The 25,708-nt window shown below is 57.7% G+C and carries 22 protein-coding genes and 2 tRNA genes; 14 read left to right on the top strand and 10 right to left on the bottom strand.

The features are described 5' to 3' along the window. Window positions 1–14: 14 nt before the first annotated feature. A complete protein-coding gene (gene ghrA, locus ACWKXX_RS03890) occupies window positions 15–953 on the bottom strand; it encodes a glyoxylate/hydroxypyruvate reductase GhrA (protein WP_261666309.1) in 939 nt (312 codons plus the stop codon). Window positions 954–1,182: 229 nt separating this feature from the next. Here ghrA and ACWKXX_RS03885 point away from each other — a divergent pair. Next, a tRNA-Ser gene (locus ACWKXX_RS03885) sits at window positions 1,183–1,270 on the top strand. A 120-nt stretch (window positions 1,271–1,390) separates the two neighbouring features. On the opposite strand, the gene ACWKXX_RS03880 is transcribed toward ACWKXX_RS03885, so the two are convergent. Continuing rightward, window positions 1,391–2,296, bottom strand: coding sequence for a LysR family transcriptional regulator (locus ACWKXX_RS03880; protein WP_015570854.1), 906 nt, complete (start codon window positions 2,294–2,296; stop codon window positions 1,391–1,393). A gap of 109 nt (window positions 2,297–2,405) precedes the next feature. Between ACWKXX_RS03880 and ACWKXX_RS03875 the strand changes: the two genes are divergently transcribed. The 3 genes from ACWKXX_RS03875 to ACWKXX_RS03865 all read left to right on the top strand — a co-directional run bounded on the left by ACWKXX_RS03875 (window position 2,406) and on the right by ACWKXX_RS03865 (window position 4,188). After that, the gene (locus ACWKXX_RS03875; RefSeq protein WP_261666310.1) at window positions 2,406–3,266 is read left to right on the top strand and encodes a pirin family protein; all 861 of its coding nucleotides are present in this window, start codon (window positions 2,406–2,408) and stop codon (window positions 3,264–3,266) included. Between the two features lie 19 nt (window positions 3,267–3,285). Further along, window positions 3,286–3,963, top strand: a complete 678-nt coding sequence (locus ACWKXX_RS03870) for an isochorismatase family protein (protein WP_003858068.1) — start codon at window positions 3,286–3,288, stop codon at window positions 3,961–3,963. Between the two features lie 137 nt (window positions 3,964–4,100). Then, window positions 4,101–4,188 (top strand) — tRNA-Ser (locus ACWKXX_RS03865). A 244-nt stretch (window positions 4,189–4,432) separates the two neighbouring features. On the opposite strand, the gene ACWKXX_RS03860 is transcribed toward ACWKXX_RS03865, so the two are convergent. The 5 genes from ACWKXX_RS03860 to efeU form a co-directional block, all read right to left on the bottom strand. Next, window positions 4,433–5,938 (bottom strand): alanine/glycine:cation symporter family protein, encoded by a 1,506-nt coding sequence (locus tag ACWKXX_RS03860; RefSeq protein WP_017384761.1) that lies wholly within the window; start codon window positions 5,936–5,938, stop codon window positions 4,433–4,435. 418 nt (window positions 5,939–6,356) lie between these two features. Further along, entirely contained in the window at window positions 6,357–7,148 is a 792-nt protein-coding gene (phoH, locus tag ACWKXX_RS03855) for a phosphate starvation-inducible protein PhoH (RefSeq protein ID WP_017384762.1), read from the bottom strand. A 500-nt stretch (window positions 7,149–7,648) separates the two neighbouring features. Further along, window positions 7,649–8,932, bottom strand: coding sequence for an iron uptake transporter deferrochelatase/peroxidase subunit (gene efeB, locus ACWKXX_RS03850; protein WP_261666311.1), 1,284 nt, complete (start codon window positions 8,930–8,932; stop codon window positions 7,649–7,651). Between the two features lie 3 nt (window positions 8,933–8,935). Then, window positions 8,936–10,063 (bottom strand): iron uptake system protein EfeO, encoded by a 1,128-nt coding sequence (efeO, locus tag ACWKXX_RS03845; protein WP_261666312.1) that lies wholly within the window; start codon window positions 10,061–10,063, stop codon window positions 8,936–8,938. Between the two features lie 40 nt (window positions 10,064–10,103). Then, the gene (efeU, locus tag ACWKXX_RS03840) at window positions 10,104–10,937 is read right to left on the bottom strand and encodes an iron uptake transporter permease EfeU (RefSeq protein ID WP_261666313.1); all 834 of its coding nucleotides are present in this window, start codon (window positions 10,935–10,937) and stop codon (window positions 10,104–10,106) included. A gap of 251 nt (window positions 10,938–11,188) precedes the next feature. Here efeU and ACWKXX_RS03835 point away from each other — a divergent pair, with 251 nt between their 5' ends. Next, on the top strand, window positions 11,189–12,373 hold the full coding sequence (locus tag ACWKXX_RS03835; RefSeq protein ID WP_017384766.1) for a NupC/NupG family nucleoside CNT transporter: 1,185 nt from the start codon (window positions 11,189–11,191) through the stop codon (window positions 12,371–12,373). Between the two features lie 72 nt (window positions 12,374–12,445). Here the strand turns inward: ACWKXX_RS03835 and ACWKXX_RS03830 are convergent, their stop codons facing one another. Both ACWKXX_RS03830 and putP read right to left on the bottom strand, forming a co-directional pair. Beyond that, window positions 12,446–12,865 carry a DUF3574 domain-containing protein gene (locus tag ACWKXX_RS03830; protein WP_017384767.1) on the bottom strand — a complete coding sequence of 140 codons (420 nt, stop codon included), beginning with the start codon at window positions 12,863–12,865 and terminating at the stop codon, window positions 12,446–12,448. Between the two features lie 72 nt (window positions 12,866–12,937). Next, a complete protein-coding gene (putP, locus tag ACWKXX_RS03825) occupies window positions 12,938–14,446 on the bottom strand; it encodes a sodium/proline symporter PutP (protein WP_017384768.1) in 1,509 nt (502 codons plus the stop codon). 420 nt (window positions 14,447–14,866) lie between these two features. On the opposite strand from putP, the gene putA reads away from it, so the two are divergent. Next, on the top strand, window positions 14,867–18,829 hold the full coding sequence (gene putA, locus ACWKXX_RS03820) for a trifunctional transcriptional regulator/proline dehydrogenase/L-glutamate gamma-semialdehyde dehydrogenase (RefSeq protein WP_261666314.1): 3,963 nt from the start codon (window positions 14,867–14,869) through the stop codon (window positions 18,827–18,829). A 99-nt stretch (window positions 18,830–18,928) separates the two neighbouring features. Further along, entirely contained in the window at window positions 18,929–19,324 is a 396-nt protein-coding gene (locus ACWKXX_RS03815) for a lysozyme inhibitor LprI family protein (protein WP_017384770.1), read from the top strand. Here the strand turns inward: ACWKXX_RS03815 and rutR are convergent. Beyond that, window positions 19,321–19,959, bottom strand: a complete 639-nt coding sequence (rutR, locus tag ACWKXX_RS03810) for an HTH-type transcriptional regulator RutR (RefSeq protein ID WP_023324433.1) — start codon at window positions 19,957–19,959, stop codon at window positions 19,321–19,323. The two genes, ACWKXX_RS03815 and rutR, sit on opposite strands and share 4 nt — an antisense overlap. Before the next feature lie 245 nt (window positions 19,960–20,204). Here rutR and rutA point away from each other — a divergent pair, with 245 nt between their 5' ends. The 7 genes from rutA to rutG are packed head-to-tail and all read left to right on the top strand — an operon-like array spanning window position 20,205 to window position 25,643. Next, window positions 20,205–21,296 (top strand): pyrimidine utilization protein A, encoded by a 1,092-nt coding sequence (gene rutA / locus ACWKXX_RS03805; RefSeq protein ID WP_261666315.1) that lies wholly within the window; start codon window positions 20,205–20,207, stop codon window positions 21,294–21,296. Further along, complete coding sequence (rutB, locus tag ACWKXX_RS03800) at window positions 21,296–21,985, top strand: pyrimidine utilization protein B (protein WP_032619950.1); 690 nt, start codon at window positions 21,296–21,298, stop codon at window positions 21,983–21,985. The genes rutA and rutB overlap by 1 nt, the downstream gene beginning before the upstream one ends. Window positions 21,986–21,996: 11 nt before the next feature. Further along, entirely contained in the window at window positions 21,997–22,383 is a 387-nt protein-coding gene (gene rutC, locus ACWKXX_RS03795; RefSeq protein ID WP_015570870.1) for a pyrimidine utilization protein C, read from the top strand. Window positions 22,384–22,390: 7 nt separating this feature from the next. Then, complete coding sequence (gene rutD, locus ACWKXX_RS03790; RefSeq protein WP_047717625.1) at window positions 22,391–23,191, top strand: pyrimidine utilization protein D; 801 nt, start codon at window positions 22,391–22,393, stop codon at window positions 23,189–23,191. A 9-nt stretch (window positions 23,192–23,200) separates the two neighbouring features. After that, on the top strand, window positions 23,201–23,791 hold the full coding sequence (locus ACWKXX_RS03785; protein ID WP_032619952.1) for a malonic semialdehyde reductase: 591 nt from the start codon (window positions 23,201–23,203) through the stop codon (window positions 23,789–23,791). A gap of 13 nt (window positions 23,792–23,804) precedes the next feature. Continuing rightward, window positions 23,805–24,299 carry an NADH-dependent FMN reductase RutF gene (gene rutF / locus ACWKXX_RS03780; RefSeq protein ID WP_032619953.1) on the top strand — a complete coding sequence of 165 codons (495 nt, stop codon included), beginning with the start codon at window positions 23,805–23,807 and terminating at the stop codon, window positions 24,297–24,299. 21 nt (window positions 24,300–24,320) lie between these two features. Further along, window positions 24,321–25,643 carry a pyrimidine utilization transport protein G gene (gene rutG / locus ACWKXX_RS03775; protein WP_261666316.1) on the top strand — a complete coding sequence of 441 codons (1,323 nt, stop codon included), beginning with the start codon at window positions 24,321–24,323 and terminating at the stop codon, window positions 25,641–25,643. Window positions 25,644–25,708: the final 65 nt, after the last annotated feature.

Below are 25,708 nucleotides of genomic sequence, written 5' to 3'. Positions count from 1 at the left end.
ACGCCGGGTTTCTCTCAGTAGCCTCGCTGTCTGTCGACCTGTCCGGTCACCGAGTTGCCCTTCTCTATTTCGCTGATGGTATGCGAGATGTACGCCACGGCCTCCGCCGGTCGCGTCACGGCCGCAATATGAGGCGTCATCGCCACGCGCGGATGTGCCCAGAGCGGGCTGTCTTTTGGCAGCGGTTCGCGGCTATAGACATCCAGCATTGCGCCTTTCAGTTTACCGCTATCCAGCGCTTTCAGCAGATCGTCTTCCACAACGTGTACCCCGCGCGCCAGGTTCATTAAGTAGCTGTCTTCTGCCAACTGGTTGAGGAGCGTGCCATTGATAATGCCGACCGTTTCCGCCGTATTCGGCAGCAGGTTAATAAGGACGCGAGTCCCTTTCAGGAACGCCGGGAGTTCGTCCGTTCCGGCAAAGCTCTCGACGCCTGGATAATCCTTACGGCTCCGGCTCCAGCAGCGCAGTGGGAAGCCCCACGGCGCGAGCGCTTCGGCGACTTTCGAACCCAGTACACCCGCGCCGAGGATGCCGATGGTGAAATCTTCATGCTGATAATCCGGAAGCGGTTCCCAGTGGGATTGCTGTTTAAACGCCTGATAATCGTCGAAACGTCGGAACCAGTGCAGCACCTGGCTCACGGCATATTCCTGCATCTGCTGCCCCATACCGGTATCTTCCAGACGAAACAGGGGAATATCTTCCGGCAGCATTTCAGGGTGTGCCTTCAGCTTACTGAGAATGGAATCCACCCCCGCACCAAGAGCAAACACCGCCTTTAAACGGCGTCCCTGAAGCATTTCGACCGGGGGATGCCAGACCAGCGCGTAGTCGGCATGTTTATTATCGCCCTGTTTCCATTCGCGAACGCGTGCGCCAGGCAGTGCCGCCGTGAGCGCGTTAATCCAGTAAGCCGTATCAAAAGTGGGGTGATAGAAGATAATATCCATAGTCATTGCCTTTTATTGCGCTGTTTTATTTTCATTTTCAACTGGCTTGCCAGCATAACAAATTTATCGCTAAACCGCGTTGCTGATAAAAGAGGCGCATTTCGCACATTTAGGAATCAGGTTGCCTGAAGTTTGTCTAAACACGCTAAATTACTGAAAAAGTGGGTTGACGGCAGTACGGCTTTTCCTTACATTAGCGCCCGTCCCGACAACAACGGGATGACAATATGGTGAGGTGTCCGAGTGGCTGAAGGAGCACGCCTGGAAAGTGTGTATACGGCAACGTATCGGGGGTTCGAATCCCCCCCTCACCGCCATATTCAAGACAAGAGCTCGTACGAAAGTACGGGCTTTTTTCTTTTATATTCTCCGTAAGGAGATTCGCTCCCTGCGTTCTTTATGTCGGGTGGCGCTACGCTTACCCGACCTACAAAAAGCTAGTCTTCAACCATCTTTGCATACTCTTCGGTGAGAAAATCCACCAGCGTCCTGACCGATGGCAGCAGGCCGCGCCGGGATGGATACACCGCGTGGATCACTTCCCGTCTGGGTTCCCAGGCATTCAGCACCCGAACAAGTTCACCTGAAGCCAGCTGATCCTTCACCATCAAAATGGGCAGCTGTACCACGCCCACGCCCGCCATCGCCGCCTCCCGCAGCGCCAGCATGTCGGTAGTCACCAGGCGCGGCGTGAAGTGAATTTCTGCCTTTGCGCCCTCCGGCCCGCTCAATTCCCACTTATGCAGGTGCTTGCCCGCCCCCATACTTAACCCCGGCCACTCGCTGAGTTCAGAGGGCATCGCCGGGTTGCCCATCCGTTCAATCAGTGCCGGCCCGGCAACCAGACAGTGCCCCCTGTCCGCCAGCACCCTTAATACCAGATCGCTGTCATCAAACGGGCGCGGACGAACGCGGATCGCCACATCCACCCCCTCCGCCACCAGATCGACCCGGCGGTTGGTGGCTTCGAGCTGGAGGTTGATCCCTGGATAGCGCGCCATAAACCGCGCCAGCATGGGCCCCACGTGAACGTGCAGCAAGGTGACAGGACAGGTGAGCCTGACCATACCGCGCGGCTCAGCCTGTAAAGCAGCCACCGCCTCCTCCGCAGCTTCAGCTTCCACCAGCATGGCTTTACAGTGCTGATAGAACGTCTGCCCCACCTCCGTCACCGCAAACTGCCGCGTGGTACGTTGGATCAACCGAACGCCCAGGCGTTCTTCCAGCTGCGCAATCCTACGGCTCAGTTTCGACTTTGGCTGATCGAGCGCCCGACCCGCCGCCGCAAAGCCACCATGCTCCACCACCTTCACAAACCATACGAAATCATTGAGATCCTGCATACGCCTCCATTGTTCCATTTAAGGAACAGTGAATGTCATTTTTGCTATCTACCGGGATATTAACCCTGAATATAAGCTAATTCCATCAACAGGACATCAGGAGTTAATCATGAAAAACGTAACAGGCGTGTATACCGCACCTCGTCCGCACTGGGTCGGTGACGGTTTTCCGGTTCGTTCGATGTTTTCTTACCAGACGCACGGCGAGCCCCTGAGCCCGTTCCTGCTGCTGGACTACGCCGGACCGCATACCTTCCCGGCGGACGGCGCGAAACGCGGCGTGGGCGAGCATCCTCATCGCGGTTTTGAAACGGTGACCATCGTCTACTCAGGCGAAGTCGAGCACAGTGATTCCACCGGCAGAGGCGGCGTTATTGGCCCAGGCGACGTGCAGTGGATGACGGCAGGCGCAGGCATTTTGCACGAGGAGTTCCACTCCAGCGCGTTTTCGCAGAAAGGCGGTGAACTGAAAATGATGCAGCTGTGGGTCAACCTGCCCGCCAAAGACAAAATGGCGACGCCTGGCTACCAGAGCATCACTCAGGCGGATATCCCGGTGGTCACCCTGCCGGATAACAGCGGAACATTGCGCGTGATTGCTGGCCGTTTTGGAGAGGTAACCGGCCCGGCGCATACCTTCTCACCGCTGAACGTGTGGGATCTCGCGCTGCGCCAGGGTAGCCATCTGACGCTCAATCAGCCCGAAGGCTGGAGCACGGCGCTGGTTGTCGTTGAAGGCAGCGTGACGGTGAACGGCACCACGCCTGCCGGTGAGGCGCAACTGGTCGTGCTGAGTCAGAGCGGTGACAAACTGCATCTCGAAGCCAGCAGCGATGCCAAAGTGCTGCTGATGGCCGGGGAGCCGCTGAATGAACCCATCGTGGGCTATGGCCCGTTTGTGATGAACAGTAAAACCGAAATTGCCGAGGCTATTCGCGATTTCAACTCCGGCCGCTTTGGCCAAATCTAAACGTAATAAGGAGCGCATTATGTCTACCCCTGCAAACTTCAACGGTGCACGTCCCGTTATTGACGTAAACGATGCCGTTATGCTGCTTATCGATCACCAGAGCGGGCTGTTCCAGACCGTAGGAGACATGCCAATGCCTGAGCTGCGCGCCCGTGCAGCAGCGCTGGCAAAAATCGCCTCGCTGGCGAAGATCCCGGTGATCACCACGGCGTCGGTTCCACAGGGACCGAACGGCCCGCTTATCCCGGAGATCCACGCCAACGCGCCGCACGCACAGTATGTGGCACGCAAGGGTGAGATCAACGCCTGGGATAACCCGGAGTTCGTGGCGGCGGTGAAAGCCACCGGGCGCAAAACGCTGATTATCGCGGGGACGATCACCAGCGTCTGCATGGCCTTCCCGTCCATCAGCGCGGTGGCGGACGGATATAAAGTGTTTGCGGTGATTGATGCCTCCGGCACCTACAGCAAAATGGCGCAGGAGATCACCCTGGCGCGCGTGGTGCAGGCAGGCGTGGTGCCGATGGACACGGCTGCTGTTGCTTCCGAAATTCAGCGCACGTGGAACCGTGAAGATGCGGGTGAATGGGCTGAGGTGTACACACACATCTTCCCGGCCTACCAGCTGCTGATCGAAAGCTACAGCAAAGCGCAGGACGTGGTGAAAAATAGCGAAGTGCTCGATTCGCAGCGTTAATCCTGCGCGCTGCGACATAAGCTGATTAAGGCTTAACCGAACAAGCACGAATGCTGAAAATCTGCTTGACCGTTTTAGCGCAACTCCCTATAGTAGCGCCCCGTTGCCCCCCAAGCGGTCAGGCAGCAAAACAATATGGTGAGGTGTCCGAGTGGCTGAAGGAGCACGCCTGGAAAGTGTGTATACGGCAACGTATCGGGGGTTCGAATCCCCCCCTCACCGCCATATTTAAGATGAGAGCTCGTACGAAAGTACGGGCTTTTTTCTTTTATATTCTCCGAAAAGGGGGGGATGAGAACCCCCGACTGGGGTTCGACAACTGGCGGCAGCCAGTTGGACAGACTGAGAGCATAGCGAACAGGCTGCCCGCAGGGCGAGCGAAGCGAGTCAATCCCCCCCGGTGCGACACGAGCTGCCTCACCTACAAAAAAAAGCCCGTACAAAAGCACGGGCCTGTCTCAACCATTCCTCAGCTATTCAGCTTTCCAGCCGGTTGCTTTCCCTCGGGAGCAAGTCTCTGGCCAATATTCAAACCCGCTTCATCCTTACGCTCCTCCAGCCAGTAATCCGCATTTTTAATCCCCAGCCGAACCGGGTCAAAGTGTGGATCCAACCCCTGTGCATTCTGGATTTCATAATCCTTCAGGCTGGCAAACGCTTTTTTATGCAACAGAACGATGGCAATAATGTTGAGCCATGCCATCAGCCCTACGCCGATATCCCCTAATCCCCAGGCCAGATCCGCGGTGCGTACCGTGCCATATACCGTCGAAGCCATCAGACACAGCTTGAGCAGGAACGTCAGCCACGGGCGATGAATCTTACGGTTGATGTAGGCGATATTCGTTTCAGCGATGTAGTAGTAAGCAATGATCGTGGTGAAGGCAAAGAAGAACAGCGCGATGGCAACAAAATAATTACCGAAGCCCGGCATCATACTTTCCATTGCCGTCTGGACATATCCCGGTCCTGCGGCCACGCCCGCTATTCCGGTATAGAGCGCTGCGCCGTCGACGCCCTGCACGTTATACAGCCCGGTGATCAACAGCATAAACCCGGTCGCGGAGCAGACAAACAGCGTGTCGATGTACACGGAGAACGCCTGAACCAGCCCCTGTTTCACCGGATGGCTTACGGCCGCCGCCGAGGAGGCATGTGGCCCGGTACCCTGCGCCGCCTCGTTGGAATAGACGCCACGCTTCACGCCCCACATGATGGCCTGGCCCAGAATAGCGCCAAACCCAGCTTCAAGGCCAAAAGCACTTTTCCAGATCAGCAATATAACTGAAGGAAGCTGATCAATATTGATAGCGATAATCACGCACGCGACAATAATATAGCCGAGCGCCATAAACGGAACCACCATGCTGCTAAAGCTGGCAATCCTTTTTACGCCACCAAAAATAATAAAACTCAACAGCACAGCAAGTAACGCCGCCGTGACATTTGGGCTCAGACCAAAGGCAATATCCAGGCTCGCACCAATAGAGTTTGCCTGCACACCTGGCAGTAATAATCCGCAGGAGAAAATCGTTACGATGGCAAATAACCATGCGTACCACTTCACGCCTAACCCTTTCTCAATATAAAAGGCAGGACCACCACGATATTCGCCGTTAATTTTCTCTTTATAAACCTGACCTAACGTGGATTCGACAAAAGCAGAGCTTGCCCCCAAAAATGCCACGATCCACATCCAGAAAAGCGCACCGGGTCCACCAAAGGTAATGGCGGTCGCTACACCGGCAATATTCCCTGTCCCCACGCGGCCCGCCAGGGTCATCGTCAGCGCCTGAAACGACGACACGCCTGCCTCGGTAGGACGCCCCTGAAACATCAGGGTAATCATAAGTTTTATATGCCGTAATTGCAGAAAGCGACTACGCAGCGAGAAATAGAGGCCGACACCCAGACATAAAAATATTAACGCCGGGCTCCAGATAACACCATTAATTGCACTAACCAGTTCGTTCATGTATGACCCTTAGCGTGATGTTCCAGAGGAAACGATCCCCTGGCGAGTTTCTTTTTAGAATTTTGTCTGAACAAGTACGAAACATAGATAATTACCCAAAAGACACCAACTTAATTTTTACTGCTTAGTCATGTTCTGTGACAACATTCACGTTTAATTTTAAACCAATAATTAGCATGATCATTATATTCATAGATATTTTGTGGGTATTATAAATACATATCACATTTCCGTGACCTGTATAAAAAGCGTTCGCAGCAAATTAACAGTAATATTATTATTACCGCAAAACGGGGCGTAAATCCTGTTGAATGCTATAGGAAATAAATATGATTTAAAAAAGCCACGCGTGCAGAGGGAATAAAGGAAGCTTCCCGGCATAACGCCGGGAAGAAATGACTTAAAATGTGAAATGATCTTAGTCGGAGTACACTTCCAGCGTTCGTTGGCACAGCGCTGAGCGGACGCAGTCCTCTTTTGTGAAGCGGACCACCCCTATCATCTCATCTTCCTCAAAACGTGACATGGCATCGCTCAGGCCGGACTTCACGCCCGACGGCAGGTCACACTGGGTAATATCGCCGTTGACGATAACCGTCACGTTCTCCCCGAGGCGCGTTAAAAACATCTTCATTTGCGCAGCGGTCACGTTCTGAGCCTCGTCAAGAATGACGACCGCATTTTCAAATGTACGTCCGCGCATATAGGCGAACGGCGCGATTTCCACCTTGCCAATCTCTGGTCGCAGGCAGTACTGCATAAAGGAAGCGCCCAACCGCTTCACCAGCACGTCATAGACGGGCCTGAAGTACGGGGCAAACTTCTCGGAAATATCGCCGGGCAGGAAGCCCAGATCTTCATCCGCTTGCAGTACCGGACGGGTAACGATGATCCTTTCCACGTCCTTATGAATCAGCGCCTCCGCCGCTTTGGCGGCGCTGATCCAGGTTTTCCCGCATCCGGCTTCCCCGGTTGCAAAGATGAGCTGTTTACTCTCGATAGCATTCAGGTAGTGCGCCTGAGCTTCATTCCGCGCCACAATTGGCGATGCATCGCGGCTGTCCCGCGCCATGCCAATGGATTCTACGCCGCTCATCTGCACAAGCGAGGTGACCGATTCTTCTTCACGCTGCTTATGGCTACGTGAATCCCGTCTCAGCACACGTTTTGCTTCACGACGAGCTTTGATCACTGCTTTCTGTCTTCCCATGGATAGCACCTTGAGTTGTTGGTATTCATCACACGCGCCAGCATCGGCACGATTATGCGCACGAACATCAGAGGGTTGGCTTCCTTGTAAGCCATTGCTTGCATTACCGGATGACGATATACAACGGCTACGCGCACCGTTATGCACGTCTGTAGAAAAAGGTTCTTGAGGTGAAGGAGAGAATTTGGTGGTGAAGAAATCGCTGCCGGAGTCTGAGCCTCCGCGCCGGGTACTGCGGTTGATGTGTTTACCTTGTCCAGTACAGGACGCAACCATTCGCGATCTCCATAGTGAGTTAGCATCACTGCCGGGAACTACCGCTGTCTTCTCTTAAGTACATCAGGAATTATCATAAATGCAACATTTATTTTACCTGAATGCAACTTTTAGGACTACCCCTACATGGAAAATCAGTCTTATATAGAAATATTACAGAAATATAACAATAAGATAGTCCTTCGAAAAAATAATGTCCCCGCGAACTGTCGCAGGGACGATTATCAGGCTTCTATCAGACCCTGAGCGAGCCAGGCGTTCGCGTCACGCGCGCCGGGCAGGGCAAAGAAATAGCCGCCGCCGATGGGCTTAATATATTCCTCCAGCGCTTCGCCGTTGAGCCGCTTCTGCACGGTGAGGAATCCCTTCTCCAGATCGTGCTGATAGCAGACAAACAGCAGCCCCATATCAAGCTGACCGGAGTTGGTAACCCCCAGCGAGTAGCTGTAGCCCCTGCGCATCATCAGGCTGGATTGCGTCTCTTTGGTGCGAGGATTGGCGAGGCGAATATGGCTGTCCAGCGCGATGACATCCCCGTTCGGATCGCGGGCGTAGTCGGGTTCATCGTGCTCGTGCTTCATGCCGAGCGGTGCGCCGGTTTGCTTATCGCGACCGAAGATAGTTTGCTGCTCTTTCAGCGGCGTGCGGTCCCAGAACTCCACGTGGAACTGAATGATACGCACCGCCTGATAGGTGCCTCCGACCGCCCAGGCCGGTTCGCCCTGATCCGCCGTCACCCATACCACGTTCTTCATCAACGCGGTATTGCTGCTGTCCGGGTTGGCGGTGCCGTCTTTGAAGCCCAGCAGGTTGACCGGCGTCTCTTTCCCTTTACTGCGCGCGGCGTGGTCAGAGATAAAACCTTCCCGCTTCCAGCGCACGCTCAGCAGATCCGGGGTGTGCTTGATAATATCGCGCAGGGCATGGATCACCGTATCCTGGGTATTAGCGCAGATCTGCAACAGCAGATCGCCGTGGCACAGCGCCGCGTCGAGAGAATCATTCGGGAATCGCGTCATTTTTTGCAGCGCTTTCGGCTTCTGCTTCGCCAGTCCGTAGCGATCATCAAACAGCGATTCCCCCACCGACACGGTGATGGTCAGATTATCGGGAGCGATAAACGCGCCGAGGATGCCGGAATCCATCGGCGGCAGGCGCGGATTCGGTGTTTCCGGTGCGGGACCGCCGGCGGTGAGGAAGGCAATACGCGTGGTTAACAGCCTGAACAGACGCTCAAGGTCGGCTTTATCACTCGCCAGCGAATCGAAAGCCACCAGCATCATCGAGGCCTGCTGCGGCGTCAGGATCCCCGCCTGGTGCTCACCATAAAACGACTGCGTTTCCATACGCGCATCCGGGGAGAGCGTGCCAGGGGCGCTTTGCGGTTTTGCCGCATGCGCCACCGGACAGCCTCCCGCCAGGGCAAACGCGCCGCCCAGCGCCCCTACCCCTTTTAACAACCGACGTCGGGAAGGTTCCGCCACGTCGTATTCGTCATGCTTGTTCATCGCTTAATCCAGACCCAGTACGCCACGCAGCAGGGAGAGATCTTCCGCCAGGGTGGTTATCGGGCCTTTCAGCGCGTTACGGTCAGCATCGGTCAGCTTGTCGTAGGTTTCGAACCCGTCTTTGGTGCGGTATTTCGCCAGGATAGCGTCAACTTTCTTAAAGTTGGCATCCACTTTCGCCAGCAGCTCGCCGTTCTCTTTTTGCAGCTGAGGCCGCAGCAGCTCGACAATTTTCTGTGCGCCGTCGACGTTCGCCTGGAAGTCCCACAGGTCGGTGTGGCTGTAACGATCTTCTTCACCGCTGATTTTGCTGGCGGCCACTTCTTCAATCAGGCCCGCTGCGCCACCCACCACTTTCGACGGCGGGAAGGCCAGCTCGCTGATGCGTTTTTGCAGCTCCAGCACGTCGCTGTTGAGCTGATCGGCGTATTTCTCCATCCCACTGGTGGAGTTATCGCCAAACAGGGCTTTTTCCAGACGGTGGAAACCAGTGAATTTTGGATCGGCGGCCTTCTGCTCGTAGTCGTCTTCGCGGGCGTCAATGCTGCCATCAAGGTCAGAGAACAGTTCGGCAATCGGCTCGATGCGCTCGTAGTGCTGACGGGTAGGCGCATACAGGGATTTCGCTTTTTCGATGTCGCCCGCTTTCACCGCGTCGGTAAAGGCTTTGGTGCCTGCCACCAGGTCCGCTGTCTCTTTGGTGACGTAGGCTTTATAGGCGGTAATGGCGTCGCCGAGGCTCAGCAGCGCCGTGCCTTTGGCCGCGTCCGCCGTCGCTGCGCCTTTGACGATCAGCTTACCTTTCGGGTTAGTCAGCAGGCCGCAGGTCATGTCATATTCCCCGGGCTGAAGATTTGCGGTCATCTTCTGGCTGAAGCCCGGCGCGATATTCTCGCGCTCTTCCACCACCATCACGCCTTTCAGGATTTCCCACTCCAGCGCCTTCTGGCTGTGGTTCTGAATAATAAAATGCGTTTTACCGCTGTTAACCGTGATGGTCATCGGCTCGCACTGTTTATCGTTGACGGTGACTTTTACCTGCGGAATATCTGCCGCCTGAGCGGTGAAGGCAGACACGAACAGCGCGGCAATGCCTGCGCATAACGCACTACGACGGAACTGAATGGCCATGACTCTTCCCTTTAAAAGTATGTTGTAACTAAAACAGCACTTACGGCGCTACCCGCGACGTCTGCGAGCCGGTACGCGGCGGCATAGCGAACAGGATCAGCGCCGGAACCAGATAGATAAAGTACATCGCCACTTCGCTGACGCTCGGCGTTTCCTGGTAGCCGAAGATCCCTTCGAGCAGGGTACCGGTCAGTGAATGGGTCGACAGGACGTTGCTGAGATCGAACGCCACGTCCTGGAAGTGGTTCCACAGACCCGCTTCGTGGAAGGCGCGGATCGCCCCTGCCGCCAGCCCTGCGGCCACCAGCAGAATAAACAGGCTGGTCCACTTGAAGAACGCGCCCAGGTTAAGACGAATGCCGCCCCAGTAGAGCAGGAAGCCAAGCACAACCGCCGTGGCCAGCCCGAGCACCGCGCCCAGCGGCGGCCAGATGCCCACGTCCTGCTGAAAAGCCGCGAGCAGGAAGAACACAGACTCCAGGCCTTCACGCGCCACGGCGAAAAAGACCATCATGATCAGCGCCCAGCCGTGGTGGTTGCCTTTTTGCAGGGCGTTATCCACCGCCTGCTCAAGCTGTACCCTCACGTTACGGGAGACCTTGCGCATCCAGAACACCATCCAGGTGAGGATCACCACCGCAATCACGGCGACGATCCCTTCAAACAGCTCCTGCTCTTTCTGCGGGAACTCCCCGGTGGTTTCGTTGATGAGGATACCGAGGCCCAGGCAGAGCGCCGCAGCAAAGAAAACCCCAACCCACATGACGCCAATCCAGCGTCCGCGCTGGGTACGCTTCAGATAACTGGCGATAAGGCTAACAATCAGGGCCGCTTCAAGGCCTTCACGTAACATAATGAGAAAAGGAACAAACATGCCGACACCTTAAATGTTTATCGCGGTCAACTGATGCAAAGAAAAGTAAATTCTTGTGATAGTGATTATCATTACGGCAACAAGAAAAACAAGCGAAATGTGTTGCGTTTTGATGACCAGATGTAAACGCATTGCGGAGTAATAATTGCCTGAGTAACCGTTACGTTTATAAGGTATAACGAAAATGCCCATTTACGGTTAACCGGGGCTGTGGCTAAATGTCCGCCTCGAAAACCAACTGAAAATAAGCCATGTTTAAAATTGTCCATTTCCTGCTGGCGCTGGTGATTATTCTTGCGCTCGCCTGGCTGGTGAGTTTCGACCGCCGAAAAATTCGTATTCGTTTCGTTTTACAGCTGATCGTGATCGAAATCGCGCTGGCGTTCTTTTTCCTCCACGCAGAAAGCGGCCTGTTTATTATTAAATACGTTTCCGGTTTCTTTGAGTCGCTGCTTAAATTCGCTGCCGAAGGGACGAATTTTGTCTTTGGCGGGATGGGTGAAAAAGGGCTGGCGTTCATTTTCCTTGGCGTGCTCTGCCCCATTATTTTTATCTCGGCGCTGATTGGTATTCTTCAGCACTGGCGTATTCTGCCGATCTTTATTCGGGTGATCGGGACGCTGCTGTCAAAACTGAACGGCATGGGCAAGCTGGAATCCTTTAACGCGGTGAGTTCGCTGATCCTCGGTCAGTCGGAAAACTTCATTGCCTACAAAGGCGTGCTGGGCGATCTCTCCTCGCGTCGTCTGTTTACGATGGCTGCCACGGCCATGTCGACGGTTTCGCTGTCGATTGTCGGGGCCTATATGACTATGCTCGACGCCAGGTTTGTCGTCGCGGCGCTGATCCTGAACATGTTCAGCACCTTTATTATTCTTTCGGTCATTAACCCGGCCCGCCCGGAAGCGGAGCCGGATATCAGGCTGGAAAAACTGCACGAATCCCAGAGCTTCTTTGAAATGCTGGGCGAGTATATTCTGGCCGGTTTTAAGGTGGCGATGATTATTCTGGCGATGCTGATTGGCTTTATCGCCCTTATTAGCGCCATTAACGCCCTCTTCTCCGGCATATTTGGCATGAGCTTCCAGCAGATTCTGGGTTATGTGTTTTATCCGCTGGCGTGGCTTATTGGTATTCCGCTGAGCGATGCCTTAAGCGCGGGGAGCATTATGGCAACTAAACTGGTGGCGAATGAATTTGTGGCGATGATCGAGCTGCAAAAAATAGCCCATCAAATGTCACCGCGCGGGCTGGGGATTTTATCCGTGTTCCTGGTATCGTTCGCTAACTTCGCTTCCATTGGCATTGTGGCGGGGGCAATAAAAGGTCTGAATGAGCAACAGGGTAACGTGGTGTCGCGGTTTGGTTTACGCCTTGTATACGGGGCAACGCTGGTAAGCCTGCTGTCGGCGAGCTTTGCGGGGTTGGTGCTGTAAGTTTTGTGCCCGGCGGCGCTTCGCTTGCACGGGCCTACGATACAACAACGGCGGGTTTCCCGCCGTTTTTCATTAAAACTGCACGCACACCGGCTGGTCCACCCGCATCACCGACTCCTGCGCGAAGCGTGACTTATAGATCCCGCGCAACGCTTCGATATTCTTCTCACTCTGCGCGTCTTTAGCGTGGATCAGCATCAATGCCTTGCTCGGCTCGCGCGCCACTTTTCCATCATTCCCCAGCCACTGACCGCGCGCATCAAATACCGTTAAACCATCGCGAAAGCGTGGCGTCACGTCCTGGTCGACAAACTGCTGCCATTCGTTGCCTGTGATTTGCGCCCCGGCAGGACGGTTTAAGCCGAAATAAAGCGTGGTCTGCTGCATCTGATTTTCTGCTTTGCAGGTTTCCACCGCCGCGTGCTGTGCGGGTGCGCTACAGCCCGACAGCATCACGAATGCTGCCACCATTAACCCTGTTTTAATTCTCATTGATGAAGACTCACATAGGTGAAAGGACTATCCCCTCTCCCCACCGGGGAGAGGGTTAGGGTGAGGGGAAAATTACTCAGCCTGGAGCTTAGACGGCGGCGCTGAGTGATAGTGCGCGTCCGCCTCCGCAAAGCGTTTCTGCATAGACGCAGACGGCGCTTTGCCCAGCAGGCTAAACACCACGATACCGAGGCTGCCGAAGATGAAGCCCGGAATGATTTCGTACAGGCCCAGCCACGCGAACTGTTTCCAGACGATAACGGTTACCGCACCGATAATCATCCCCGCCAGCGCGCCGTTGCGGGTCATGCGTGACCACAGTACAGAGAACAGCACCACCGGACCAAATGCCGCACCGAAGCCCGCCCAGGCGTAGCTCACCAGCCCCAGGACGCGGTTTTCCGGGTTTGCCGCCAGCGCAATCGCCACCAGCGCAACCACCAGCACCATAAAGCGCCCTACCCACACCAGCTCTTTCTGGCTCGCGCCCTTACGCAGGAACGCTTTGTAGAGGTCTTCGGTGATGGCGCTGGAGCACACCAGCAGCTGACAGCTCAGGGTGGACATCACCGCCGCGAGGATCGCGGAGAGCAGAATACCGGCAATCCACGGGTTGAACAGGATCTGCGCCAGCTCGATGAACACGCGCTCGGCGTTCTGGTTCACCGCGCCCGCCTGCGCCGGGTTGTTGTTGAAGTACGCGATACCGAAGAAGCCGACCGCACACGCCCCCGCCAGACACAGGATCATCCACGTCATGCTGATGCGACGCGCGTGAACGATGGTGTGGTGGGAATCCGCCGCCATGAAGCGCGCCAGAATGTGCGGCTGGCCGAAGTAGCCCAGGCCCCAGCCCATCAGAGAGACGATGGCGACGAAGTTCAGCCCTTTCAGCATATCGACGTTTTCGATGCTCTTCTGCTTGATCACTTCCAGCGATTCGCCAAAGCCGCCGACGGTGAAAATGACAATCACCGGCGTCAGGATCAGGGCGAAGATCATCAGGCTCGCCTGCACGGTATCGGTCCAGCTTACCGCCAGGAATCCGCCCACGAAGGTATAGAGGATGGTCGCGGCCGCACCGGCCCACAGGGCGGTTTCATAGCTCATGCCGAAGGTGCTTTCGAACAGGCGCGCGCCCGCCACGATGCCGGAGGCACAGTAGATGGTGAAGAACAGCAGGATCACCACCGCGGAGATAATGCGCAGGATACGGCTGTTATCTTCAAAGCGTCCGGTGAAGTAGTCCGGCAGCGTCAGGGCGTTGTTGTTGGCTTCGGTGTGCACGCGCAGACGGCCTGCCACCAGCTTCCAGTTGATCCACGCGCCGACGGTCAGACCGATGGCGATCCAGCTTTCGGAGATACCGGAGATGAAAATCGCGCCCGGCAGCCCCATCAGCAGCCAGCCGCTCATGTCGGAAGCGCCCGCAGAGAGTGCGGTGACCATCGGGCCTAAGCTGCGCCCGCCGAGGATGTAATCGTCAAAGTTTTTCGTTGAACGCCATGCCAAAAACCCTATCAGGATCATGCCAAAAATATAAACGAGAAATGTCACCAGCATCGGTGTGCTAATAGCCATTCAAATTCTCCAAAATGTCGAGCGACAACCGTCCGGGTTGCCTTGTTATGTCATCACCGGAACGTAGTGATGTGTATGTGTTTCCGTTGGGCGCGCTATCCTGCCGTATACGCATCCCACTGACAAACGATTTAACACTGCATTTACATGAATTTCATCCCTGGTTTTATACGTCTTTCCTATAGGTTGCACTCGCTCACGCTTTTACGGGTTGCACCTTTAAAAAGTGTTAAGCACCGCATAAAAACTGGGCTCAGAAACCGCCGCACGTTCTTTTTCACAGCTAACCAATCGTTAACAATCCATTCATTTTCCAGCTTGCAGACCAGGTCACATTTAACACGGTTGCACAAAGTTGCAACATGGTGGATATTTCACGCTATCAACAGAACGCTATTACAGAACAACAGGAGTTTTGGCATGGGGATGACCACCATGGGGGTTAAGCTGGATGACGCTACCCGCGAACGGATTAAAACCGCTGCGACCCGCATCGACCGCACACCGCACTGGTTAATCAAGCAGGCGATTTTTAACTATCTGGAAAGACTGGAGAGTGAAGAAGGTCTGCCGGAGCTGCCTGCCCTGCTGGCGGGTGCAGCGAACGAAAGCGAAGAGGCCGCGACGGCCGTTGAAGAGAACCACCAGCCGTTCCTGGAATTTGCCGAGCAGATCCTGCCGCAGTCCGTCAGCCGCGCCGCCATTACCGGCGCCTACCGCCGTGCCGAAACCGACGCCGTGCCGATGCTCCTGGAGCAGGCGCGCCTGCCGGAAGCCGTTGCCGCTCAGGCGCACAGCCTCGCGTATCAGCTCGCCGACAAGCTGCGTAACCAGAAAACCGCCAGCGGACGCGCCGGTATGGTGCAGGGTCTGTTGCAGGAGTTCTCCCTCTCCTCGCAGGAAGGCGTGGCGCTGATGTGTCTGGCGGAAGCGCTGCTGCGTATTCCGGATAAAGCCACCCGCGATGCCCTGATCCGCGACAAAATCAGCAACGGCAACTGGCACTCCCACATTGGCCGCAGTCCGTCCCTGTTCGTTAACGCCGCCACCTGGGGCCTGCTGTTTACCGGCAAGCTGGTCTCCACCCATAACGAAGCCAACCTGTCGCGCTCTCTGAACCGCATCATCGGCAAGAGCGGCGAGCCGCTGATCCGCAAGGGCGTGGACATGGCGATGCGCCTGATGGGTGAGCAGTTCGTCACCGGGGAAACCATTGCCGAAGCGCTGGCGAACGCCCGCAAGCTGGAAGACAAAGGCTTCCGCTACTCCTACGACATGCTGGGTGAAGCGGCGCTGACCGCCGCCGACGCGCAGGCCTACATGGTCTCTTACCAGCAGGCGATCCACGCCATCGGTAAAGCGTCCAACGGTCGCGGTATTTATGAAGGTCCGGGCATCTCTATCAAGCTTTCCGCCCTGCACCCGCGCTACAGCCGTGCGCAGTACGACCGGGTGATGGAAGAACTCTACCCGCGCCTGAAGTCCCTGACCCTGCTGGCGCGCCAGTATGACATCGGCATCAACATCGACGCCGAAGAGGCGGACCGTCTGGAGATCTCCCTCGACCTGCTGGAAAAACTGTGCTTCGAGCCGGAGCTGGCGGGCTGGAACGGGATTGGTTTCGTTATCCAGGCCTACCAGAAACGCTGTCCGTTCGTCATTGACTACCTGATTGACCTGGCCAGCCGCAGCCGTCGCCGCCTGATGATCCGTCTGGTGAAGGGCGCCTACTGGGACAGCGAAATCAAACGCGCCCAGATGGAAGGTCTGGAAGGTTATCCGGTCTATACCCGCAAGGTCTATACCGACGTCTCTTACCTCGCCTGCGCGAAAAAACTGCTCGGCGTGCCGAACCTGATTTATCCTCAGTTCGCCACCCACAACGCCCACACCCTGGCGGCGATCTACAGCCTCGCGGGTCAGAACTACTATCCGGGCCAGTACGAGTTCCAGTGCCTGCACGGCATGGGTGAACCGCTGTACGAGCAAGTGACCGGTAAAGTGGCCGACGGCAAGCTGAACCGTCCGTGCCGAATCTATGCCCCGGTAGGTACCCACGAAACCCTGCTGGCCTACCTGGTGCGTCGTCTGCTGGAGAACGGGGCGAACACCTCCTTCGTTAACCGCATCGCCGATACCACCCTGCCGCTGGACGAACTGGTGGCCGATCCGGTACAGGCCGTTGAGAAGATGGCGGCGCAGGAGGGCCAGATTGGTCTGCCGCATCCGAAGATTGCCCTGCCGCGCGAGCTGTATGGTGCAGGTCGCGTCAACTCGGCGGGTCTGGATCTCGCCAACGAACACCGTCTGGCGTCGCTCTCTTCTGCCCTGCTAAACAGCGCATTGCAGAAGTGGCAGGCCAGGCCGATCCTTGAGCAGTCCGTTGAGGACGGTGAAATGCAGCCGGTGATCAACCCGGCAGAGCCGAAGGATATCGTCGGCTACGTGCGCGAAGCCACGGAAGCGGAAGTGGAGCAGGCCCTGGAGAGCGCGGTGAACAACGCGCCAATCTGGTTTGCCACCCCGCCGCAGGAGCGTGCCGCCATTCTGGAACGCGCGGCGGTGCTGATGGAAGATCAGATGCAGCAGCTTATCGGCATTCTGGTGCGTGAAGCGGGTAAAACCTTCAGCAACGCCATCGCCGAAGTGCGCGAGGCGGTCGACTTCCTGCACTACTACGCCAGTCAGGTGCGCGATGATTTCGACAACGAAACCCACCGTCCGCTCGGCCCGGTGGTGTGTATCAGCCCGTGGAACTTCCCGCTGGCGATCTTCACCGGCCAGATTGCCGCGGCGCTGGCCGCAGGCAACAGCGTGCTGGCGAAACCGGCAGAGCAGACCCCGCTGATTGCCGCCCAGGGCATTAGCATTCTGCTGGAAGCGGGCGTACCGGCGGGCGTGGTGCAGCTGCTGCCAGGGCGCGGTGAAACGGTCGGGGCCAAACTGACCTCCGATAACCGCGTACGCGGCGTGATGTTTACCGGTTCTACCGAAGTGGCCTCCCTGCTACAACGCAACATCGCCACCCGTCTGGATGCGCAGGGCCGTCCTACCCCGCTGATCGCTGAAACCGGCGGCATGAACGCCATGATCGTGGACTCCTCCGCGCTCACCGAGCAGGTCGTCGTTGACGTGCTGGCCTCTGCCTTCGACAGCGCGGGCCAACGCTGTTCCGCCCTGCGCGTACTGTGCTTACAGGATGACGTGGCTGACCACACGCTGAAGATGCTGCGCGGTGCGATGGCGGAATGCCGCATGGGCAACCCGGGCCGTCTCACCACCGACATCGGGCCGGTGATCGACGCGGAAGCCAAAGCCAACATTGAAAACCACATTCAGACCATGCGTGCCAAAGGCCGTCCGGTGTTCCAGGCGGTGCGCGAGAACAGCGAAGATGCCCGCGAGTGGCAGACCGGCACCTTCGTGCCGCCAACGCTGATTGAGCTGGCAAGCTTCGACGAGCTGAAAAAAGAGGTCTTCGGTCCGGTACTGCACGTGGTGCGCTACAACCGTAACAACCTCAACGAGCTGATCGATCAGATCAACGCCTCGGGTTACGGCCTGACGCTTGGCGTGCATACCCGTATCGACGAAACCATTGCCCAGGTGACCGGCAATGCTAAAGTCGGCAACCTGTACGTCAACCGCAACATGGTTGGCGCGGTCGTGGGCGTGCAGCCGTTCGGCGGTGAAGGTCTCTCCGGCACCGGCCCGAAAGCGGGCGGTCCACTCTATCTGTACCGCCTGCTGGCAAACCGTCCGGAAAATGCGCTGGGCGTGACGCTGGCGCGTCAGGACGCGGAATATCCGGTGGATGCGCAGGTGAAAGCCGTGCTGACCCAGCCGCTGGACGCGCTGATTAAGTGGGCTGAAAATCGTCCCGAGCTGCATGCGATTGCACAGCAGTACGGCGAGCTGGCGCAGGCGGGAACACAGCGTCTGCTGCCGGGTCCAACCGGTGAGCGCAACACCTGGACGCTGATGCCGCGCGAGCGTGTGCTGTGCGTGGCGGATAACGAGGAGGATGCGCTGGTGCAGCTGGCAGCCGCAACAGCAACGGGCTGTGAGGTGCTGTGGCCGGAAGATGCCCTGCATCGCGACCTCGCCAAACAGTTGCCAAAAGCGGTCTCGGCCCGCATTCGCTTTGCGAAGGCCGATGCCCTGCTGACCCAGCCATTTGACGCGGTGATCTACCACGGTGATTCCGACCAGCTGCGCGAACTGTGCGAGCAGGTTGCGGCCCGCAGCGGTGCGATTGTCTCGGTGCAGGGCTTCGCCCGCGGGGAGACCAACCTGCTGCTGGAGCGCCTGTACGTTGAGCGTTCGCTCAGCGTTAACACCGCGGCGGCGGGCGGTAACGCCAGCCTGATGACAATCGGTTAATCGTGTAAACTCTCCCCGGTGACGCTACGCTTACCGGGGCTACAAAACAGCCCAGGCCGGATAAGCACAGCGTATCCGGCTTTTTACATGGAGGGGATGATGAAAAGAGTATTTCTCGCAGGTGCAGCCCTGCTCATGAGCGCCAGCGCGCTGGCCGACGAGTGCGATAACGCGACCACCCAGCTTGAACTGAACACCTGTAGCGCGCAGCAGTACCAGGCCGCCGATAAAAAGCTCAACGAGACGTATCAGGCCGCCATCAAACGTGCGGCAGCGCCTCAGCGCGATCTACTGAAAAAGGCGCAGCAGGCGTGGATTAGCCTGCGCGACGCGGACTGTGCGTTTATCGGTTCGGGTACGGAAGGCGGGAGCGTTCAGCCAATGATTGTTAACCAGTGTCTGGCGGAGAAAACCGCGGAGCGCGAAGCGTTTCTGGCCACGCTGATGCAGTGTGAAGAGGGCGACTTAAGCTGTCCTCTTCCGCCGGGAAACTAGCGCACGCGGATCCCTTCGATAATCATCCGCTGTACGTTTTCCAGGGTGCTCTGGAAAAACGCCTCGTCCTGGAGCGTTTTACCTGTCACCGCCTCGACCTGGGCCGCGAAGTCAGCGTAGTGCTGGGTTGAGGCCCAAATCATGAAGATCAGATGATGCGGATCGACGGGCGCCAGTTTTCCGCTGGCGACCCATCCGGCAATAATGGCCGATTTATCGTCCACCAGCTGCTTTAGATCTCCCGTCAGCTCCGCCTGCAACAGCGGCGCGCCCTGCAACATCTCCAGGCAGAACAGCCTTGATGCCTGCGGGTAATCACGCGATACCTCCAGCTTCAGGCGTATGTACTCCTCTATCGCCACCAGCGGGGCCAGCTCTTCGCGAAATGCTTTAAGTGGTGCGAGCCAGATATCCAGGATCTGCTGCATCACCGCCACATACAGCGCCTCTTTCGAAGGGTAGTAGTAGAGCAGATTGGTTTTGGACACCCCGGCCTGCTCCGCCACCTGCTCAAGGCGCGTACCGTGAATACCAAACTGCGAAAATGTCTCCAGCGCAGCGCTGAGGATCGCCTGTTTCTTGGCGCTCACCGCCTGCGAACGTTTACCGGGTGTTTTCACTGCGCCTTGTGTCATTTTCGCTCTCCATTTTCTGTCCTGCGCTCAGCATAGCAAAACCCCCGTCTCGCCACGACCTTCTGCACCCTCAGCGCGCATGAGTGCCTGTTTTCTGTGCAATGATTTTGACCATCCAGTCCACATTTTCGCTGTTAATTTTAGCAACCATCATTTAACACATTAATAACAAAGTGATTTTCAAAACTGGCACTGCCTTTGCAAAAACATCGTGACACCTGCGACGTAATGAAGAGAGGTTCGTGATGAAAATTGGCGTATTTGTACCGATCGGCAACAACGGCTGGCTTATCTCGACCACTGCCCCGCAATACATGCCGACCTTTGAGCTGAATAAAGCCATCGTGCAGAAAGCGGAGCACTACCACTTCGACTTTGCGCTCTCGATGATCAAGCTGCGCGGTTTCGGCGGTAAGACCGAATTCTGGGACCACAACCTGGAGTCCTTCACCCTGATGGCGGGTCTGGCGGCGGTAACCTCGCGCATCCAGATTTACGCCACTGCCGCCACCCTTACCCTTCCCCCGGCAATCGTGGCGCGGATGGCCTCCACCATCGACTCCATCTCCGGCGGGCGCTTTGGCGTTAACCTGGTCACCGGCTGGCAAAAGCCGGAGTACGAGCAGATGGGGATCTGGCCGGGGGACGATTACTTCTCCCGTCGCTACGACTACCTGACTGAATATGTGCAGGTGCTGCGCGATCTATGGGGCACCGGCAAAAGCGATTTCAAAGGCGACTTCTTTACCATGAACGACTGCCGCGTCAGTCCGCAGCCGTCGGTGCCGATGAAGGTGATTTGCGCCGGGCAGAGCGACGCGGGAATGGAATTCTCGGCGAAATACGCCGACTTCAACTTCTGCTTCGGCAAAGGCGTTAACACCCCGGCCGCCTTCGCGCCCACCGCGGCACGCATGAAAGCGGCCGCCGACAAAACCGGGCGCGACGTGGGCTCCTACGTGCTGTTTATGGTGATTGCCGACGAAACCGACGACGCCGCGCGCGCCAAATGGGAACGATACAAGGACGGCGCGGATGACGAAGCGCTGAGCTGGCTTACCGAGCAGAGCCAGAAGGATACCCGCTCCGGCGCGGACACCAACGTTCGCCAGATGGCCGACCCGACGTCTGCCGTCAATATCAACATGGGCACCCTGGTTGGCTCGTATGCCAGCGTCGCCAGAATGCTCGACGAAGTGGCTACCGTGCCCGGCGCCGAAGGCGTGCTGCTGACCTTCGATGATTTTCTCACCGGCGTGGAAACTTTCGGCGAGCGCATTCAGCCGCTGATGCAGTGCCGCGCCCACATCCCTGCCGTGACGAAGGAGGTGGCGTAATGACGACCCTCAACGCTCGCCCGGAAGCCATTACCTTTGACGCGCAGCGCAGCGCGCTGATCGTGGTGGATATGCAAAACGCCTATGCCAGTAAAGGCGGGTATCTGGATCTGGCCGGGTTTGACGTCTCCACCACGCAGCCGGTGATTGAGAACATCAAAACCGCCGTGAGCGCCGCGCGTGCTGCGGGCATGCTGATCGTCTGGTTCCAGAACGGCTGGGACGAGCAGTACGTCGAGGCTGGCGGTCCCGGCTCACCCAACTTTCACAAATCCAACGCCCTGAAAACCATGCGCCAACGGCCCGAACTCCAGGGCACGCTGCTGGCGAAAGGCGGCTGGGATTATCAGCTGGTGGATGAGCTGGTACCGGAACCCGGCGATATCGTGCTGCCGAAACCGCGCTACAGCGGCTTTTTCAATACCCCGCTCGACAGCCTGCTGCGCAGCCGGGGCATTCGTCATCTGGTCTTTACGGGCATTGCCACCAACGTGTGCGTGGAGTCGACCCTGCGCGACGGCTTTTTCCTCGAGTATTTTGGGGTGGTGCTGGAGGATGCCACCCATCAGGCCGGGCCGGATTTTGCCCAGAAAGCCGCCCTGTTCAATATCGAAACCTTTTTTGGCTGGGTCAGTAACGTCAATGATTTCTGCGACGCGCTGGATCCCCCGCTCGCTCGCATCGCCTGAGGAGAACCGCTATGCCGAAATCCGTGATTATTCCGCCGGGCACCAGCACCCCGATTGCCCCGTTTGTCCCCGGCACCCTCGCTGACGGCGTGGTGTATGTCTCGGGCACGCTGCCGTTTGATAAAGATAACAACGTGGTGTTTATCGATGACCCAAAGGCGCAAACCCGCCACGTGCTGGAGACGATCAAAACCGTGATCGAAACGGCGGGTGGGACGATGGAGGACGTGACCTTCAACAGCATCTTTATCACCGACTGGAAAAACTACGCCGCGATTAACGAAATCTACGCGGAGTTTTTCCCCGGCGATAAACCGGCGCGGTTTTGCATCCAGTGCGGGCTGGTAAAGCCCGAAGCGCTGGTTGAAATTGCCACCGTTGCGCACATTGCAAAGTGAGGCGGCCATGAAACTGTCCATTTCCCCGCCCCCCTTTGCGGGTGCGCCCGTGGTGGTGCTGATTGCCGGGCTCGGCGGCAGCGGCAACTACTGGCTGCCTCAGCTCGCCGTGCTGGGGCAGGAGTATCAGGTGGTGTGCTACGACCAGCGGGGCACGGGGAATAATCCGGATACCCTGCCGGAAGACTACACCCTCGCACACATGGCCGACGAGCTCGCGCTGGCGTTAGCCGGGGCCGGGATCGCCCGTTACTGCGTGGTCGGTCACGCGCTGGGGGCGCTGGTCGGCCTGCGGCTGGCTATCGATAAGCCCGACGCCCTCACCGCGCTGGTCTGCGTCAACGGCTGGCTGACCCTCAATGCCCATACCCGCCGCTGTTTTGACGTTCGCGAACGCCTGCTGCATGCGGGCGGCGCGCAGGCGTGGGTAGAGGCGCAGCCGTTGTTCCTCTACCCGGCAGACTGGATGGCCGCCCGCGCCCCGCGGCTGGAGGCCGAGGACGCGCTGGCGCTGGCCCACTTTCAGGGCAAAGCCAATCTGCTGCGCAGGCTACATGCCCTGAAGCAGGCCGATTTTAGCCGCCACGCGGCACGCGTTCGCTGCCCCGTGCAGATTATCTGTTCCACCGACGATCTGCTGGTGCCGTCCGTCTGCTCCGCTGAACTGCACGCCGCCCTCCCGCACGCCCGCAAAACGGTCATGCGCCAGGGCGGGCATGCCTGCAACGTTACCGCGCCGGACACCTTTAACACTCTGCTGCTGAACGGGCTTGCGAGCCTGCTGCACAGCCCAGAACCCGCTTTGTAAGGAGCTTGAATGAGCGAAGCCATCACGCCCGCCGCGCTGGAAACGCTGTTTACCGGCGCACGTACCCATAACGGCTGGCTGGATATACCGGTCAGTGACGAGACGCTGCGCGAGATTTATGACCTGATGAAATGGGGGCCGACGTCCGCCAACTGCTCACCGGCGCGCATTGTGTTTGTGCGAAGCCCGGAAGGAAAAGAGAAGCTCCGCCCGGCGCTTTCCAGCGGCAACCTGGAGAAAACGCTCACGGCCCCGGTCACGGCGATTGTCGCCTGGGACAGCGAGTTTTATGAGCGCCTGCCTGAACTGTTCCCGCACGGCGATGCCAGAAGCTGGTTTACCGCAAGCCCCGCGCTGGCGGAAGAGACCGCCTTTCGCAACAGCTCAATGCAGGCCGCGTACCTGATTTTCGCCTGCCGCGCGCTCGGGCTGGACACTGGGCCGATGTCGGGTTTTGACCGGGAAAAAGTGGACGCGGCCTTTTTCACGGGCACGCTGCTCAAAAGCAATCTGCTGATTAACATCGGCTATGGCGATATGAGCAAACTGTACGGACGCCTGCCGCGTCTGGCCTTTGACGATGCCTGCGGGCTGGCGTAAATAAGGAGCCATCATGACGACCCTCGATCAACAAACGTTCCGTGATGCCATGGCCTGCGTCGGTGCGGCAGTCAATATCATCACCACCGACGGCCCGGCGGGAAAAGCGGGTTTCACCGCCAGCGCGGTATGCAGCGTAACCGATACCCCGCCCACTCTGCTGGTTTGCCTCAACCGTGGCGCGTCCGTCTGGCCGATTTTCAGCGAGAACCGCACCCTGTGTGTTAATACGCTGAGTGCCGGACAGGAGCCATTATCCAACCTGTTTGGCGGGAAAACGCCGATGGCGGAACGCTTTGCCGCCGCTCGCTGGCAGACAGGCGACACGGGCTGCCCACGTCTGGAAAATGCGCTGGCCTCGTTCGACTGCCGCATCAGCCAGGTGGTGAGCGTTGGCACTCACGACATTCTGTTCTGCGACATTGTATCCATCGTACGCCACCCGGCGCCGCAAGGGCTGGTGTGGTTTGACCGCGGCTATCACGCACTTATGCGACCCGCCTGTTAATCCGCATTCAGGAGACAGATCATGTTCGGACTTCCCCACTGGCAGTTGAAATCGACCTCCACAGAAGCAGGCGTGGTCGCGCCGGATGAAAGGCTCCCGCTCGGGCAGACCATGGTGATGGGCGTGCAGCATGCGGTCGCGATGTTTGGGGCGACGGTGCTGATGCCCATGCTGATGGGGCTGGATCCTAACCTCGCCATTTTGATGTCGGGTATGGGTACCCTGCTGTTCTTTTTTGTCACCGGCGGGCGTGTGCCCAGCTATCTGGGCTCCAGCGCCGCCTTCGTTGGGGTGGTCATTGCAGCGACCGGGTTTAACGGTCAGGGTATTAACCCCAACCTGAGCGTGGCCCTCGGCGGCATTATCGCCTGTGGGCTGGTCTACACCCTGACCGGTCTGGTGGTGATGAAAGTCGGCACGCGCTGGATCGAGCGAATGATGCCCCCCGTCGTCACCGGGGCGGTGGTGATGGCGATAGGCCTGAACCTCGCGCCGATTGCGGTGAAGAGCGTATCCGGCTCGCCGTTTGAAAGCTGGATGGCGGTGATAACGGTGCTGTGCATCGGCGTGGTGGCGGTCTTTACGCGCGGCATGATCCAACGGCTGCTGATCCTGGTCGGGCTGATTGCGGCCTGTCTGGTCTACGCGCTGCTGGCGAACGTGTTCGGTCTCGGCAAACCGGTTGATTTCACACTGATTCACCAGGCCGCCTGGTTCGGCCTGCCGCAGATGACCTCCCCCACCTTTAACGCTCAGGCGATGATGCTCATCGCGCCTGTCGCGGTGATTCTGGTGGCTGAAAACCTGGGCCACCTGAAAGCCGTAGCGGGAATGACCGGGCGCAATATGGATCCGTATATGGGGCGGGCGTTTGTGGGAGACGGTCTGGCGACCATGCTCTCCGGCTCGGTCGGCGGCAGCGGCGTGACGACCTACGCGGAAAACATCGGCGTGATGGCTGTGACCAAAGTCTACTCGACGCTGGTCTTCGTGGCGGCGGCGGTGATGGCGATGCTGCTCGGCTTTTCCCCGAAATTCGGCGCATTGATCCACACCATCCCGGCCCCCGTGATTGGCGGCGCCTCGATTGTGGTATTTGGTCTGATTGCCGTGGCGGGGGCACGCATCTGGGTGCAGAATCATGTTGATCTGAGCCTGAACGGTAATCTGATCATGGTGGCGGTGACGCTGGTGCTGGGGGCGGGTGATTTCGCCCTGACGCTGGGCGGGTTTACGGTGGGCGGGATTGGCACGGCGACCTTCGGCGCGATCCTGCTCAACGCCCTGCTGAGCCGCCGGAAAAGGGATGTACCGCAAGGAAAAGCCATCACCCCCTCCACCTGAAATACGTGCCGCTTTCTTGCCGGGTGACGCTACGCTTACCCGGCCTACAATTGGCAAGTAGGCCC

Source organism: Enterobacter sp. UPMP2061, from assembly GCF_053709615.1.
This window is presented reverse-complemented; position numbering and strand designations above follow the sequence as displayed.

Excerpts from the sequence above, each read along its gene's own strand:
- ghrA (WP_261666309.1), bottom strand. The coding sequence starts at position 953 with ATGGATATTATCTTCTATCACCCCACTTTTGATACGGCTTACTGGATT.
- ACWKXX_RS03880 (WP_015570854.1), bottom strand. The coding sequence starts at position 2,296 with ATGCAGGATCTCAATGATTTCGTATGGTTTGTGAAGGTGGTGGAGCAT.
- ACWKXX_RS03875 (WP_261666310.1), top strand. The coding sequence starts at position 2,406 with ATGAAAAACGTAACAGGCGTGTATACCGCACCTCGTCCGCACTGGGTC.
- ACWKXX_RS03870 (WP_003858068.1), top strand. The coding sequence starts at position 3,286 with ATGTCTACCCCTGCAAACTTCAACGGTGCACGTCCCGTTATTGACGTA.
- ACWKXX_RS03860 (WP_017384761.1), bottom strand. The coding sequence starts at position 5,938 with ATGAACGAACTGGTTAGTGCAATTAATGGTGTTATCTGGAGCCCGGCG.
- phoH (WP_017384762.1), bottom strand. The coding sequence starts at position 7,148 with ATGGGAAGACAGAAAGCAGTGATCAAAGCTCGTCGTGAAGCAAAACGT.
- efeB (WP_261666311.1), bottom strand. The coding sequence starts at position 8,932 with ATGAACAAGCATGACGAATACGACGTGGCGGAACCTTCCCGACGTCGG.
- efeO (WP_261666312.1), bottom strand. The coding sequence starts at position 10,063 with ATGGCCATTCAGTTCCGTCGTAGTGCGTTATGCGCAGGCATTGCCGCG.
- efeU (WP_261666313.1), bottom strand. The coding sequence starts at position 10,937 with ATGTTTGTTCCTTTTCTCATTATGTTACGTGAAGGCCTTGAAGCGGCC.
- ACWKXX_RS03835 (WP_017384766.1), top strand. The coding sequence starts at position 11,189 with ATGTTTAAAATTGTCCATTTCCTGCTGGCGCTGGTGATTATTCTTGCG.
- ACWKXX_RS03830 (WP_017384767.1), bottom strand. The coding sequence starts at position 12,865 with ATGAGAATTAAAACAGGGTTAATGGTGGCAGCATTCGTGATGCTGTCG.
- putP (WP_017384768.1), bottom strand. The coding sequence starts at position 14,446 with ATGGCTATTAGCACACCGATGCTGGTGACATTTCTCGTTTATATTTTT.
- putA (WP_261666314.1), top strand. The coding sequence starts at position 14,867 with ATGGGGATGACCACCATGGGGGTTAAGCTGGATGACGCTACCCGCGAA.
- ACWKXX_RS03815 (WP_017384770.1), top strand. The coding sequence starts at position 18,929 with ATGAAAAGAGTATTTCTCGCAGGTGCAGCCCTGCTCATGAGCGCCAGC.
- rutR (WP_023324433.1), bottom strand. The coding sequence starts at position 19,959 with ATGACACAAGGCGCAGTGAAAACACCCGGTAAACGTTCGCAGGCGGTG.
- rutA (WP_261666315.1), top strand. The coding sequence starts at position 20,205 with ATGAAAATTGGCGTATTTGTACCGATCGGCAACAACGGCTGGCTTATC.
- rutB (WP_032619950.1), top strand. The coding sequence starts at position 21,296 with ATGACGACCCTCAACGCTCGCCCGGAAGCCATTACCTTTGACGCGCAG.
- rutC (WP_015570870.1), top strand. The coding sequence starts at position 21,997 with ATGCCGAAATCCGTGATTATTCCGCCGGGCACCAGCACCCCGATTGCC.
- rutD (WP_047717625.1), top strand. The coding sequence starts at position 22,391 with ATGAAACTGTCCATTTCCCCGCCCCCCTTTGCGGGTGCGCCCGTGGTG.
- ACWKXX_RS03785 (WP_032619952.1), top strand. The coding sequence starts at position 23,201 with ATGAGCGAAGCCATCACGCCCGCCGCGCTGGAAACGCTGTTTACCGGC.
- rutF (WP_032619953.1), top strand. The coding sequence starts at position 23,805 with ATGACGACCCTCGATCAACAAACGTTCCGTGATGCCATGGCCTGCGTC.
- rutG (WP_261666316.1), top strand. The coding sequence starts at position 24,321 with ATGTTCGGACTTCCCCACTGGCAGTTGAAATCGACCTCCACAGAAGCA.